The following is a 12,157-nucleotide window of genomic DNA, read 5'->3' as shown; positions in this document are numbered from 1 at the left end:
GTATCGATGTCAGGTCGCGCAGACCTTGTGGTGACGGGGCACTCCGGGAAGCGTGCCCGACGTGTGGCTGCAGACCGCCGACCAGCGCGGCAGCAATTAATGTGCCGCGCCCTGGGCGGGGTGACGGGGAAAGATGCGCACTGACTTGATGACCCGTTCCTGCGCCTGCAGGATCTCGATCGGATAGCCTGCGATCTTGACGCCGGTGCCGGGTTCCGGGATGTCCTGCAGATGTTCGAGCAGCAAACCGTTGACGGTCTTGGGACCATCGAGGGGCAGTTCCAGCCCGAGCTTCCGGTTGAGATCGCGCAGGGCGGCATTGCCCTCGACCAGGATGCTGCCGTCGTCCTGGACCTTGAAGCTGCCGCCGTGCAGGGGAGACTGGGTGGTGAATTCGCCGATGATCTCTTCGAGGATGTCCTCGACGGTGACGAGCCCCATCAGTTCGCCGTACTCATCGACCACCAGACCGAGCTTCTCGCGGCTTTCCTGGAATCGCTGCAGCTGGCTCAGGAGCGGTGTGCCGGAGGGGATGTAATAGCCGTCCCGCAGGACCTTCTCCAGGCCGTCCCGCGTGAGTTCACCGTTCTTGAGGATGTTCATCAGCTTGCGTACGTGGATGATGCCGACGATCTCGTCCAGATGGCCCTTGTAAGCGGGCAGGCGTGTGTGATAGCTGGTGGCGATCTGCCGCTGCGCCTCGTCCAGCGAACCGTCGATGTCGATTGCCTCGATGCGCCGACGCGGTGTCATGACATCGTCCACCGTGATGTCTTCGAGATCGAACAGGTTCATCAGGATGCTGCGGTGCTTCTGCGGGAAGAAACTTCCCGACTCGATGACCAGGGTGCGCAGTTCCTCGAGGCTCAGGTTATGGGCGGTGTCGGGCTGCGGCTTGATCCGCAACAGCCACAGCAGCGCGCGCACGAACAGGTTCACGAACCAGACGATCGGCCGTGTGAGTTTGAGCAGCGGCGACAGGATGAAGCTTGCGGGCAGTGCGATGTGCTCGGGGTAGGTGGCGCCGATCACCTTGGGCGTCACTTCGCTGAAGACCAGGATCGCAAACGTGACGGCGAGGGTGCCGATGGTTACCGCCCATTCGTTCTCGCCGAGCAGACGGAAGGTGATGACGGTGACCAACGCCGCCGAGGTCGCATTGACGAGATTGTTTCCGAGCAGCACGACGCCCAGCAGGCGGTCGACCTGCGACAGGAGATGCTGGGTGAGGCGGGCGCCGCGGTGCCCCTGCTCGGCCAGGTGCTTAAGCCGATAGCGGTTGAGCGCCATCATGCTGGTTTCGGCAATCGAAAAGAAAGCCGAGATCAGCAGGCAGACCGCCAGGGCGATCAGCAGGGCCGATATCGGGATGTCGTCCAAGCGCTCGCGGCTGAGCGGGAGGCGCTAGCCTCGACCCAGCAGGATCTCCAGCACGAACTTGCTGCCCAGATAGGCGAGCACGAGAGTGAGGAAGCCGGCCAGAGTCCAGCGCACGGCGACACGGCCGCGCCAGCCGTAAGCGCTTCGACCTGCCAGCAGCGCGGCGAAGATGCCCCAGGACAGGAACGCGAAGATTGTCTTGTGGCTGAAGGATAGGGGCTTGCCGAAGACCTCCTCCGAGAAAAAGATGCCGCTTACCAGCACCAGCGTCAGCAGCACGAAGCCGGCGCCGATGATGCGAAAGAGCAGTGCTTCCATGGTAAGCAGCGGTGGCATCCAGCGCGGCGCGCGCTTGACTGCGCCACCGTGCAGGCGACGCTCGAGCAGCGCCATCAGGAGCACGTGCAGCGATGCGATCGTGAACAGGCTGTAGGCGAGCATCGAGAGCACCAGGTGGAACTTGAATGCGGGCACCTCGGTATGGGCGAGCGGCTTGAGCGCCGGGAAGATCACCGGCAGCAGTACGGCCACGGCAGCAACTGGAAGGATCAGCGTCTGCAGTCCTTCCTGCCGGTAGAACAGGCTCGCCAGCCAGTAGATCAGCATCGTCAGCCAAGCAATCGCGGAGAGCGCGGTGCCGACACCCAGGTAGAGTCCGTCCGCCTTGAACATCGTCGAGTACAGGAGCCACGCGTGAAGGGCGAGCGGCACGAGTATGACGGCGTGCTCCCATCCCGGCGACTGGCGGACCTCCGTGGAAATCGCCGGCACCGTGGCGAAACGCCAGCGTGTGCGCCAGAAATAGGCACCGCCGCCCGCGTACAGCAAGGCGTTGATGAGATGGAGTAAGATGCTCGGCATGTTGCGCGCCCGCACGACGCGTCGCGTGTGCGATCGCAGCAGGAGTCTACACCAAACGCTCTGGATAGAATTCAGGCGGCAATCTTCCGTTCCTTCCCATTCAAGGGTTTCGTCCGTCATGCTCGAAGGTCTCACCCAGCGACTGTCCGCCGTCGTCAAGAACCTGCGGGGCCAGGCCCGCCTTACCGAGGAAAACATCCAGGACGCGCTGCGTGAAGTGCGCATGGCGCTGCTCGAAGCGGACGTCGCGCTGCCGGTGGTCAAGGAGTTCGTGGCGCGGGTGAAGGAGAAGGCGCTCGGCCACGAGGTGGTCGGTAATCTGACGCCGGGCCAGGCGCTCGTCGGGGTGGTGCACCAGGAGTTGACGCATCTGATGGGCGACCACAACGATGCGATCAACCTGGCGGCGGTGCCGCCGGCAGTGCTGCTGATGGCGGGCCTGCAGGGCTCCGGCAAGACGACGACATCCGGCAAGCTGGCGCGGCTGCTCAAGGAGCAGATGAAGAAAAAGGTGCTGCTCGTGAGCTGCGACGTCTATCGCCCGGCAGCCATCGACCAGCTCGCCACCCTCGGCAAACAGCTCGCCATCGACTTCTTTCCACCTGCGCCGGAGCTTGCGCCGGTGGCGATTGCCGAACAGGCCGTCGAGCACGCGCGGCGGCACTTCTTCGACGTCGTCATCGTCGACACTGCCGGCCGACTCACGATCGACACGCAGATGATGCAGGAGATCGAGGCATTGCACGCCGCGCTGCATCCGGTCGAGACCTTTCTGGTCGTGGATGCGATGCAGGGTCAGGACGCGGTGAACACGGCGCGCGCCTTCTCCGAAGCGTTGCCGCTCACCGGACTGATCCTGACCAAGCTCGACGGCGACGCCCGCGGCGGTGCGGCCCTCTCGGTGCGTCACGTCACCGGCAAGCCGCTCAAGTTCGTCGGCGTCGGCGAGAAGCTCAGCGGCATCGAGCCGTTCCATCCGGACCGGATGGCATCGCGCATCCTCGGCATGGGGGACGTGCTGACGCTGATCGAGGACGCACAGCGCAAGGTCGACCGCGACGAAGCGGAGCGTCTGGCGAAGAAATTCAAGACGGGCAAGGGATTCGACCTGGAGGACTTCAAGGCGCAGATCAACCAGATGCGGAAAATGGGTGGCGTCGGTGCCTTTCTCGACAAGCTTCCCGGGCAGTTCGGTCAGGTCGCGAGTCAGGCCAACGTGGATGACCGGACATTCAACCGCATCGAGGGCATCATCAATTCGATGACCCCGCAGGAGCGCGCCAAGCCGGAGATCCTGAAGGCCTCGCGGAAGCGGCGGATTGCTGCGGGTGCAGGTGTGACGGTGCAGGAGGTCAATCGGCTCCTCAACCAGTTCGAGCAGGCGCAGAAGATGATGAAGATGGTGCAGAAGGGGGGGATGGCGAAGCTCATGCGCGGCATGAAGGGCATGCTTCCCGGCATGCATTGAGTCTTCTTGTCAGAGTCAGGGGTTCGCGAATATACTTCAAAGCTTTTCGGCATTTGGACGGTCCCAAATGGTTGTAATCAGGCTCGCACGGGGTGGCGCCAAAAAGCGGCCCTTCTTCAATGTCGTCGTCGCGGATTCCCGCAATGCGCGGGACGGCCGATTCGTCGAGCGCGTAGGTTTCTACGACCCGAAGGCACCCGAGGGTCGCGAGAGTCTCAGAATCGATCTACCGCGCTTCGAATACTGGACGGGGCAGGGCGCGAAGCCCTCGGACACCGTGCAGCGTCTCGTCAAGCAATACGGTGCCGCCGCCAAGTCCTGAACGCATGGTGGTGATGGGGCGCGTCACCGCGCCACATGGCGTGCGCGGGTGGCTTCGCGTGCGGGCGTTTACGGAAGCCGCGGACGGTCTCGCAGACTATCCGCAGTGGTGGCTGGGCAGCGACGCGACGTGGGTGCCGTGGACGGTGGAATCCGTTGAACCCTACCGTCAGGGGCTCGCGGTGAAGCTGCAGGGGTGCGACGACCGCGATGCGGCTGCGGCACTGGCGCGCGCGGAGATCGCGGTGCCACGGTCTGCGCTGCCCCGACCCGAGGCGGACGAGTACTACTGGAGCGACTTGATCGGGCTGGCCGTGACGAACATCGAAGGGGAGGTGCTCGGGACGGTGAAGTCCCTGATCGAGACCGGCGCGAACGATGTACTCGTCGTGAGCGGCGAGTGCGAGCGGTTGATCCCCTTCATCGCGCCGGTGGTTCTCGAGGTGGATGTGGCCGGCGGACGGCTGCAGGTGGACTGGGCGGCCGATTACTGAAACGGTGTCGGCAGCGGGGGTAAGGCGGGTGCTCCGGGTGGACGTGGTCAGCATCTTCCCGCAGATGTTCGAAGCGGTGACCGCCTACGGCATCACCGGACGCGCGAGAGAGAAGGGACTGTGGGAACTGGTCGCGTGGAATCCACGGGACTTCGCTCAAGGGCCGTACCGGACGGTGGACGACAGGCCGTTCGGCGGCGGGCCGGGGATGGTGATGCTCGCATCGCCGCTGGAGTGTGCGATCAGGTCGGCGAGGCAGCGCCATGTGAGCTGTGGCATTGCCGATTCCCGGGTGATCTACCTCTCGCCGCAGGGGCGGGTGCTGGATCACGACGGCGTGCTGGAACTGGCGGCGCGGCAGGGGCTGGTGTTGGTAGCGGGGCGCTACGAAGGCGTGGACGAGCGCGTCATCGAACGCGAGGTGGACGAGGAGATCAGCGTCGGGGACTACGTGCTGACGGGTGGCGAATTGCCCGCGATGATCCTCATCGACAGCGTGGTGCGGCAACTTCCCGGAGCGGTGGGAGACGCGTACTCCGTCCAGGAAGACTCGTTCGTCGATGGTCTGCTCGACTGTCCGCACTACACGCGGCCCGAAGACTACGAGGGGGCCCGTGTGCCGGCGGTGCTGATGTCGGGTCACCATGCGGAGATTAGGCGGTGGCGGCTCAAGCAGTCGATCGGGCGCACCCATCTGCGGCGGCCGGACCTGCTGGCCAAGCGCAGCATGAGCGCCGAGGAGCAGTCGTTGCTGGAAGAATTCTTGAAGGAACATGCGGATCGAGGAGCGGAACATGAACATTCTTGAACAGCTCGAGCAGGAGGAAGTGCAGCGTCTCGGCAAGTCGCTTCCCGACTTTGCACCGGGCGATACCGTGGTCGTGAGCGTGAACGTGGTCGAGGGAGAGCGCAAGCGCGTCCAGGCCTACGAAGGGGTAGTAATTGCACGGCGCAACCGGGGCTTGAACTCCTCGTTCACCGTGCGCAAGATATCTTCGGGAGAAGGGGTCGAGCGGACCTTCCAGACCTACTCGCCGCTGATTGCAAGCGTCGAGGTGAAGCGCCGCGGCGACGTGCGCCGCGCCAAGCTGTATTACCTCCGCAGTCGCTCCGGCAAGTCTGCCCGCATCCGCGAGAAGATCCAGACGAGCACCAAGGAGGCGGCAGCCGAGTGACACCGGCTGCGGCGACGCGAGGGGCGGCCGCGGCCGCCCTTTTTGTTTGGCAGCGCCATGTCTTGAGCGGAGGTGCTCGCGATGGAGTATCGGGCCAGGATGCCAACGCCATTCGCGGTGCTGGGCATACGCACGGAAAGCGATGTGTTGATCGGCATCGACTTCCTCTCACTGGACGCGTCCGCAATGGCGCCGGGCGATCCCTTCACGGTTGAAGTGTGCCGGCAGTTGCGCGCCTATCTGGAGGACGCCAGCCGACCCTTCGAACTGCCGATCGCAACCGGCGGAACCGCGTTTCAGCGCAGAGTGTGGAAAGAGATAGCGCGGATCCCGTGCGGCGAAACGCGCACCTATGCCGAGGTGGCGGAGCGCATCGGCTCCGGTGCGCGCGCCGTTGGCAATGCCTGCGGCGCCAATCGCGTGCCGCTCGTGATTCCCTGCCATCGCGTCGTCAGCAGCCACGGCATCGGCGGGTTTATGAACGCGAACGGCGGCGTTGGCCGCGACGTCAAGCGCTGGCTGCTGCAGCATGAGCGCCGGTGACGATCTTCTCGATCTTTTCTGCGATGCCCTCTGGCTGGAGGACGGCCTCTCACGCGGCACGCTGCAGAGCTATCGCGCCGATCTCACCCAGTTCGCCGACTGGCTGAGTCGGCAAAGCGGGCGCGCACTGCCGGAGGCGCAGCGGGCCGATCTGCTCGACTATCTCGCGTACAAGTTCGCCCGGAAGGCGAAGCCGCGCACCACCAGCCGCCTGCTGTCGAGTCTCAAGCGCTTCTATGCCTATCTGCTGCGCCAGGGTCGAATCGAAGTCGACCCGACGCTGCGTATCGAGGCACCGAAACTTCCGCGCAGTCTCCCCAAGATACTCACGGAGGACGACGTCGAGCGACTGCTGCAGGCACCGAACCTCGATACGCCGCGGGGGCTGCGCGACCGCGCCATGCTCGAGACGCTCTATGCAAGCGGGCTGCGCGTGTCGGAACTCGTCGGGCTGAGCCTGAGGCAGGTGAGCCATGACAGCGGTGTGGTGCGCGTGATGGGCAAGGGCGCCAAGGAGCGCCTGGTGCCGCTCGGCGAGGAGGCGCTCGCGTGGCTCGAGCGTTACCTGCGCGAAGCGCGGGGCGTGCTGCTTGCCGGGCGCGCCAGCGAGGCGCTGTTCATCACAGGACGAGGCGGCGGCATGACGCGCCAGATGTTCTGGCAGCTCGTCAAGCGATACGCAGTGGTTGCCGGGATCGTGACGGAAATCTCTCCGCACAGCCTGCGCCATGCCTTTGCGACGCATCTCCTGAATCACGGCGCCGATCTGCGGGTCGTGCAACTGCTGCTCGGGCACGCGGACGTGTCGACCACGCAGATCTACACGCATGTCGCGCGCGAGCGCCTGAAGCAGCTGCACGCAAAGCATCACCCACGGGGCTGAAGCGCTCGACTGAGCGCTCAGGTGCGCGAGCCGCGCTCGATGGTGACGCCGAGCCGCTTCACGCCGCGCAGGAGCTGCAGCTTCGCAACGCTTACCTTCACCCAGGGTGACCTGAACTCGCCGCGAATGATGTCGGCGATGTGTTCCGCCAGCCGCTCGAGCAGCAGGAACTGTTGCGCCTTGAGCGTCTCCTCGATGCGGCTGACGACCGCGCCGTAATCGATGGTATCGACGATGTCGTCGGTGGCCGCAGCGCGACTGCCCGGATTGCCAATCTCGATGTCGATCTGGATGGTCTGCGGGACGCGGCGCTCCCACTCGTAGATCCCGATCAAGGTTTCCACCCGGAAGTCTTCGATGAAGATGATGTCCATGGCGCCGTGTCGTAGAATCCAGACACGATTGTAATCAAGAGCGGACCGGTGGTCGCCCTGCCCATCAGAGTGCCGCGTTCCGGGGAGCAGCAGCCTTGGCCAGTGCGGTTGTCGTGGTGCTCGCCTACCTGATCGGCTCCGTGTCGTTTGCCGTTATCGTGAGCGGGATTTTCAGGCTGCCCGATCCGCGCAGCTACGGCTCCGGCAACCCGGGCGCGACCAACGTCCTGCGCTCCGGAAAGAAGACCGCAGCCGCGCTCACCCTGGCGGGAGACGTGCTGAAGGGAGTGGTCGCCGTATGGCTTGCGAGGATCATCGCCCCGCAGGTCGGGGCGGCGCCGGAGGTGGTGCCGCTATCGGGTCTTGCGGCGTTCCTCGGTCACCTCTATCCGATCTTCTTCCGCTTCCGCGGCGGCAAAGGGGTTGCGACGGCCGGCGGCATTCTGTTCGCCTTCAGCCTGCCCGTTGGTCTCGCAGCGCTGGGGGCGTGGGCTGTGGCGTTCTTCGCGACGCGCGTGTCTTCCATGGGTGCGCTGGCGGCGGCGCTTGCCGCCCCGGTTGCCGGATGGTACTTCCTGGGTGCCGGCAGTTATCTGGTGGTCATCCTGGCGATGGCGGCGCTGCTGCTCTGGCGGCATCGCAGCAACATCCGCAAGCTTATCGAGGGCACCGAAGGGAGAGTCGTTTAGCCTGCCGGGTCAGTCGGCCGTCGCGAGATGCTCGGTCGGAGGCACGCTGGCGAGGTCCCAGCGCGGTCGCACGGCAAATCCGAGCGTACGATGCGCCGCGGCGGCGGTCAGGCGCAGGGCACCGGCGAGCGCAATCATGGCGCCGTTGTCGGTGCAGAATTCGAGAGGGGGATAAAAGAGATCGGCGCCACGGGCGTGAGAGGCCGCGGCAAGGCGCTCCCGCAGGGCGAGATTCGCGCCGACCCCGCCAGCCACGACGAGGCGACGCAATCCGGTCCACTCGATAGCGGCAACCGCCTTGGCGACCAGCACGTCGACGATCGCAGCCTGGAAGCTCGCGGCGACGTCCGCGCGCGTCGCCTGGTCGGGCTGGACGCGGCGGATGAGCAGGGCTACCGCGGTCTTGAGGCCGCTGAAGCTGAAATCGAGGTCGCTGCTCGCGAGCATCGGCCGCGGCAGTGCGAAGCGATCGGCGCGCCCCTCCGCTGCCAGGCGCGCGAGCGCCGGTCCGCCGGGATAGCCGAGTCCCAGCAACTGGGCCGTCTTGTCAAAGGCTTCGCCGGCGGCATCGTCGAGCGTTTCGCCCAGAAGGCGATAGCGGCCAACCCCGCGCACTTCCATCAACTGCGTATGTCCGCCCGAGACGAGCAGGCAGACGAAGGGAAAGGCGGGCGCCGGATGCGCGAGCAGGGGCGAGAGCAGATGGCCCTCGAGATGGTGGACGGGAATCGCGGGGATGCGCAGGGCGTACGCGAGGGCGGTCGCGGCGCCGGCGCCCACCAGAAGCGCACCTGCCAGACCGGGGCCTTGGGTGTAGGCGATCGCCTTCAGCTGGTCCGGTGCGGTCTGCGATCGGTGCAGGACATCGCGTAGCAGCGGCAGCAGGCGGCGGACATGGTCGCGCGAGGCGAGTTCGGGCACCACACCCCCATAAGCGGCGTGCAGGTCGACTTGCGAGAACAGGGTATGCGCGACGAGCCCACGCTCCAGATCGAAGAGCGCGGCGCCGGTTTCGTCGCAGGATGTCTCGATACCGAGGACGAGTCCGGCGTGCCGGTTCGGCGTCGTCGGGTCGAGCGGGGAAGAAAGCGGTGGAGGCACGAAGGTCTTTCAAGAATTGCGGAAAGCCTGCTATATTACTTGGCTTTCCACTGACGAACCCTAGGCTGAATCGCTCAATGCCCACCGTACGCGTCAAAGAGAACGAACCGTTCGAGGTTGCCTTGCGCCGCTTCAAGCGCACCATCGAAAAGACCGGCCTGCTTACCGAGCTTCGTGCTCGCGAGTTCTACGAAAAGCCCACGTCTGAGCGCAAGCGCAAGCTTGCCGCCGCCGTCAAGCGTCACTACAAGCGTCTGCGCAGCCAGATGCTTCCCCAGCGTCTGTACTGATCCCCGTCCCACATCGCGGGTGCGGGTGATCCACCGCACCTCTTCCCGTCCCCGAGGTGTCCACATGACCCTCAAGGCCCGTGTCACCGATGACATGAAGTCCGCGCTGCGCGCGAAGGACGCTCAGCGCCTCGGTGCGCTGCGCCTGTTGTTGGCCGCGATCAAGCAGCGCGAGGTGGACGAGCGACGCGAGTTGGCCGACACAGACGTCGTGGCGACCATCGAAAAGATGGTCAAGCAGCGGCGGGACGCCATCGCCCAGTTCGAGGCTGGCGGGCGGCAGGATCTCGCCGCCGGCGAAGCCTATGAGGTCGCGCTGCTCCAAAGCTATCTGCCGGCGCAACTGTCACAAGCGGAAGTCGATGAGGCCGTCACGCTCGCTATTGCCGAGACGGGGGCTGCGGGTCCGCAAAGCATGGGAAAGGTCATGGCAGTGCTCAAGGCGAAACTCGCGGGTCGGGCCGACATGGGCCAAGTCTCGGCGCTGGTCAAGTCGAGGTTGGCGGGCTGACGCGGCAGGGTGTCAGTCTGGCGAGACCCGCGAACCCTTCCGAGCACATTGATGACGTGCCGGGCCTTCCGTCGCGATTCCGGAGTGGCAGCGGGCAGCAGCCTATAATGCGAGGGTTGTTCGTCGACGGGGCGCCATGATTCCTCAATCCTTCATCCAGGATCTGTTGAACCGCCTCGATATCGTCGACGTGGTCGAATCCCATGTGCCGCTCAAGCGGGCGGGCGCGAATCTCGTGGCGTGCTGCCCGTTTCACAGCGAAAAGAGTCCGTCATTCACGGTCAGTCCGGCCAAGCAGTTCTACCACTGCTTCGGATGCGGCGCGCACGGCAACGCCGTCGGCTTTCTGATGGAGTACTCGGGGTTGGGGTTCGTCGAGGCCATCGAGGAACTGGCCGCCAGGGCAGGCATGACTGTCCCCGAGGTCCGTCCGGATAACCTGGGCACATCCTCAGCGGTAGCGGCGACTCAGAGCATCACCGAGACGCTGCGGACAGCCACCGTGTTCTACAAGGGTGAACTCAAACGTTCCGAGGCTGCCGTCGCATACCTCAAGGGGCGCGGGTTGACGGGAGAGATCGCCGCCCGCTTCGGGCTCGGCTTCGCCCCGCCGGGATGGCAGAACCTCGCAGCGATATTTCCCGACTACCGAGCGCAGACGCTGGTCGATGCCGGTCTCGTCGTCCAGGGCGAGGATGGCAAGCGGTACGACCGGTTCCGGGATCGCGTCATGTTCCCGATCGTGAACACTCGAGGTGACGTCATCGGCTTCGGCGGTCGCGTGCTCGGCAAGGGCGAACCGAAGTATCTCAATTCGCCGGAAACCTCCGTGTTCGAGAAGGGGCGCGAGGTCTACGGGCTGTACCAGGCGCGGGCCGCGATCCGCGCTTCCGGGCGGGTGATCGTCGTCGAAGGCTACATGGACGTGGTGGCCCTGGCACAGCAGGGAGTCGCCGACGCGGTAGCGACGCTGGGCACTGCGACCACGCCGCATCATGTTCAGAAGCTGCTCAAGCAGGCGGGGCGGCTGGTGTTCTGCTTCGATGGCGATGAGGCGGGTCGGCGAGCGGCATGGCGAGCGCTGGAGAATTGCCTCGAACAACTCATCGACGGCAAGGAGGTGGCTTTCGCGTTCCTGCCCGAGGGAGAGGATCCCGACAGCTACGTGCGGAAGGCGGGGCGGGAGAACTTCGAAGCGCTGATCGGCGACGCCCTCCCCTTGTCGGCCTTCCTGCTGCGCGAGCTTGCCGGCCCGCTCGATCTGGCCGCGGCAGAAGGGCGTGCGGCCTTGCTGCAGGCCGCGAAGCCGCTGGTGAGTCGCATCACCGCACCGGCGCTTGCAGCCCTGCTCCGGAGGCGCCTAGCGGAACTGGTCGGGCTCGATCCGGTGGAGAGCGATGCCCTGCTCGGCCTCAAGCGATCGACTGCGTCGCGCCCGCCACCGCAACGGGTGCGGCGACCAGCCCCGGTGTCACCCCAGCGGCAACTGCTGCGTTGTTTGCTCATTGCTCCGCATCTGGCTGCAGAAGTGGGCTGTGATGCGGTCAGCGCTCGCGACTCCGATACGCAGGCGGTATCGGCATTGCTTGATTTTCTCGCGGCGAACCCGCAGATAACGGAGCGGGTTCTGGTGGCGAGCGTGAGCGACTTCTTCCGCGGATCCCCGCACGAACCCGTGCTCAACGACGCTTCGGCAGAGATCATGGCACTGGGAATCGAAGGATTGGACGTAAGGGCGGATTTCGAGGCTGAACTGCAGAAGCTGAAAGATCTGCGCCTCAAGGCGCGCAGCAGGGAACTCAGCGAGAAGGGTCTGGCGGCCCTGAGCCCGGACGAACGGTCCGAGCTCCGGAAGCTCCAGGCAGAACGCTATGCGGCAACTGGCGGTCCAAGCGTAACCTCCAAGCCTGTGATATACTAGCAAGCTTTTTCGCATCTTCGGACGAGCATACATGGCCAAAGACAAGGACAGGGATCGCGAACTCCTCAAGTCTGCTGCGCAGCTTCCTGATGACGCGGAAGCACGTCGGATGCGGCTCAAGAACCTGATCGTTCTGGGCAAGGAAC

15 protein-coding genes are annotated in these 12,157 nt (G+C 65.0%); 11 read left to right on the top strand and 4 right to left on the bottom strand.

Annotation, left to right across the window (positions count from 1 at the left end):
• Window positions 1-96: 96 nt before the first annotated feature.
• Both JNK68_03275 and ccsA read right to left on the bottom strand, forming a co-directional pair.
• Entirely contained in the window at window positions 97-1,380 is a 1,284-nt protein-coding gene (locus tag JNK68_03275; protein ID MBL8539372.1) for an HlyC/CorC family transporter, read from the bottom strand.
• Between the two features lie 24 nt (window positions 1,381-1,404).
• The gene (gene ccsA, locus JNK68_03270) at window positions 1,405-2,241 is read right to left on the bottom strand and encodes a cytochrome c biogenesis protein CcsA (GenBank protein MBL8539371.1); all 837 of its coding nucleotides are present in this window, start codon (window positions 2,239-2,241) and stop codon (window positions 1,405-1,407) included.
• 118 nt (window positions 2,242-2,359) lie between these two features.
• Between ccsA and ffh the strand changes: the two genes are divergently transcribed.
• The 7 genes from ffh to xerD all read left to right on the top strand — a co-directional run bounded on the left by ffh (window position 2,360) and on the right by xerD (window position 7,125).
• The gene (gene ffh, locus JNK68_03265) at window positions 2,360-3,709 is read left to right on the top strand and encodes a signal recognition particle protein (GenBank protein MBL8539370.1); all 1,350 of its coding nucleotides are present in this window, start codon (window positions 2,360-2,362) and stop codon (window positions 3,707-3,709) included.
• Window positions 3,710-3,776: 67 nt separating this feature from the next.
• Window positions 3,777-4,031 (top strand): 30S ribosomal protein S16, encoded by a 255-nt coding sequence (gene rpsP / locus JNK68_03260; GenBank protein MBL8539369.1) that lies wholly within the window; start codon window positions 3,777-3,779, stop codon window positions 4,029-4,031.
• A 4-nt stretch (window positions 4,032-4,035) separates the two neighbouring features.
• Complete coding sequence (rimM, locus tag JNK68_03255; protein ID MBL8539368.1) at window positions 4,036-4,524, top strand: ribosome maturation factor RimM; 489 nt, start codon at window positions 4,036-4,038, stop codon at window positions 4,522-4,524.
• Window positions 4,478-5,332 (top strand): tRNA (guanosine(37)-N1)-methyltransferase TrmD, encoded by an 855-nt coding sequence (trmD, locus tag JNK68_03250; protein MBL8539367.1) that lies wholly within the window; start codon window positions 4,478-4,480, stop codon window positions 5,330-5,332. Before rimM ends, trmD begins: the two co-directional genes overlap by 47 nt.
• Window positions 5,319-5,699 carry a 50S ribosomal protein L19 gene (gene rplS / locus JNK68_03245; protein ID MBL8539366.1) on the top strand — a complete coding sequence of 127 codons (381 nt, stop codon included), beginning with the start codon at window positions 5,319-5,321 and terminating at the stop codon, window positions 5,697-5,699. The genes trmD and rplS overlap by 14 nt, the downstream gene beginning before the upstream one ends.
• An 81-nt stretch (window positions 5,700-5,780) precedes the next feature.
• Entirely contained in the window at window positions 5,781-6,242 is a 462-nt protein-coding gene (locus tag JNK68_03240; GenBank protein ID MBL8539365.1) for a methylated-DNA--[protein]-cysteine S-methyltransferase, read from the top strand.
• On the top strand, window positions 6,229-7,125 hold the full coding sequence (gene xerD / locus JNK68_03235; GenBank protein MBL8539364.1) for a site-specific tyrosine recombinase XerD: 897 nt from the start codon (window positions 6,229-6,231) through the stop codon (window positions 7,123-7,125). The genes JNK68_03240 and xerD overlap by 14 nt, the downstream gene beginning before the upstream one ends.
• A gap of 17 nt (window positions 7,126-7,142) precedes the next feature.
• Here xerD and folB read toward each other — a convergent pair whose 3' ends face one another.
• On the bottom strand, window positions 7,143-7,499 hold the full coding sequence (folB, locus tag JNK68_03230; protein MBL8539363.1) for a dihydroneopterin aldolase: 357 nt from the start codon (window positions 7,497-7,499) through the stop codon (window positions 7,143-7,145).
• Window positions 7,500-7,594: 95 nt separating this feature from the next.
• Here folB and plsY point away from each other — a divergent pair, with 95 nt between their 5' ends.
• The gene (plsY, locus tag JNK68_03225) at window positions 7,595-8,188 is read left to right on the top strand and encodes a glycerol-3-phosphate 1-O-acyltransferase PlsY (protein ID MBL8539362.1); all 594 of its coding nucleotides are present in this window, start codon (window positions 7,595-7,597) and stop codon (window positions 8,186-8,188) included.
• 9 nt (window positions 8,189-8,197) lie between these two features.
• Here the strand turns inward: plsY and tsaD are convergent, their stop codons facing one another.
• A complete protein-coding gene (gene tsaD / locus JNK68_03220) occupies window positions 8,198-9,289 on the bottom strand; it encodes a tRNA (adenosine(37)-N6)-threonylcarbamoyltransferase complex transferase subunit TsaD (protein MBL8539361.1) in 1,092 nt (363 codons plus the stop codon).
• 77 nt (window positions 9,290-9,366) lie between these two features.
• On the opposite strand from tsaD, the gene JNK68_03215 reads away from it, so the two are divergent.
• From JNK68_03215 to JNK68_03205, 3 genes are all read left to right on the top strand, one after another.
• Window positions 9,367-9,579 carry a 30S ribosomal protein S21 gene (locus JNK68_03215; protein MBL8539360.1) on the top strand — a complete coding sequence of 71 codons (213 nt, stop codon included), beginning with the start codon at window positions 9,367-9,369 and terminating at the stop codon, window positions 9,577-9,579.
• A 64-nt stretch (window positions 9,580-9,643) separates the two neighbouring features.
• Window positions 9,644-10,090 carry a GatB/YqeY domain-containing protein gene (locus JNK68_03210; protein ID MBL8539359.1) on the top strand — a complete coding sequence of 149 codons (447 nt, stop codon included), beginning with the start codon at window positions 9,644-9,646 and terminating at the stop codon, window positions 10,088-10,090.
• A gap of 136 nt (window positions 10,091-10,226) precedes the next feature.
• Complete coding sequence (locus JNK68_03205) at window positions 10,227-12,011, top strand: DNA primase (protein ID MBL8539358.1); 1,785 nt, start codon at window positions 10,227-10,229, stop codon at window positions 12,009-12,011.
• Window positions 12,012-12,157 lie beyond the last annotated feature (146 nt).

It is taken from the genome of Betaproteobacteria bacterium (assembly GCA_016791345.1).
Taxonomy (GTDB): domain Bacteria; phylum Pseudomonadota; class Gammaproteobacteria; order Burkholderiales; family JAEUMW01; genus JAEUMW01.
This window is presented reverse-complemented; position numbering and strand designations above follow the sequence as displayed.

What these genes read in the sequence shown, in the direction of transcription:
- ccsA (MBL8539371.1), bottom strand. Translation starts at nt 2,241, where the DNA reads ATGCCGAGCATCTTACTCCATCTCATCAACGCCTTGCTGTACGCGGGC.
- rplS (MBL8539366.1), top strand. Translation starts at nt 5,319, where the DNA reads ATGAACATTCTTGAACAGCTCGAGCAGGAGGAAGTGCAGCGTCTCGGC.
- JNK68_03205 (MBL8539358.1), top strand. Translation starts at nt 10,227, where the DNA reads ATGATTCCTCAATCCTTCATCCAGGATCTGTTGAACCGCCTCGATATC.
- folB (MBL8539363.1), bottom strand. Translation starts at nt 7,499, where the DNA reads ATGGACATCATCTTCATCGAAGACTTCCGGGTGGAAACCTTGATCGGG.
- JNK68_03240 (MBL8539365.1), top strand. Translation starts at nt 5,781, where the DNA reads ATGGAGTATCGGGCCAGGATGCCAACGCCATTCGCGGTGCTGGGCATA.
- ffh (MBL8539370.1), top strand. Translation starts at nt 2,360, where the DNA reads ATGCTCGAAGGTCTCACCCAGCGACTGTCCGCCGTCGTCAAGAACCTG.
- JNK68_03210 (MBL8539359.1), top strand. Translation starts at nt 9,644, where the DNA reads ATGACCCTCAAGGCCCGTGTCACCGATGACATGAAGTCCGCGCTGCGC.
- JNK68_03215 (MBL8539360.1), top strand. Translation starts at nt 9,367, where the DNA reads ATGCCCACCGTACGCGTCAAAGAGAACGAACCGTTCGAGGTTGCCTTG.
- rimM (MBL8539368.1), top strand. Translation starts at nt 4,036, where the DNA reads ATGGTGGTGATGGGGCGCGTCACCGCGCCACATGGCGTGCGCGGGTGG.
- rpsP (MBL8539369.1), top strand. Translation starts at nt 3,777, where the DNA reads ATGGTTGTAATCAGGCTCGCACGGGGTGGCGCCAAAAAGCGGCCCTTC.
- trmD (MBL8539367.1), top strand. Translation starts at nt 4,478, where the DNA reads ATGTGGCCGGCGGACGGCTGCAGGTGGACTGGGCGGCCGATTACTGAA.
- xerD (MBL8539364.1), top strand. Translation starts at nt 6,229, where the DNA reads ATGAGCGCCGGTGACGATCTTCTCGATCTTTTCTGCGATGCCCTCTGG.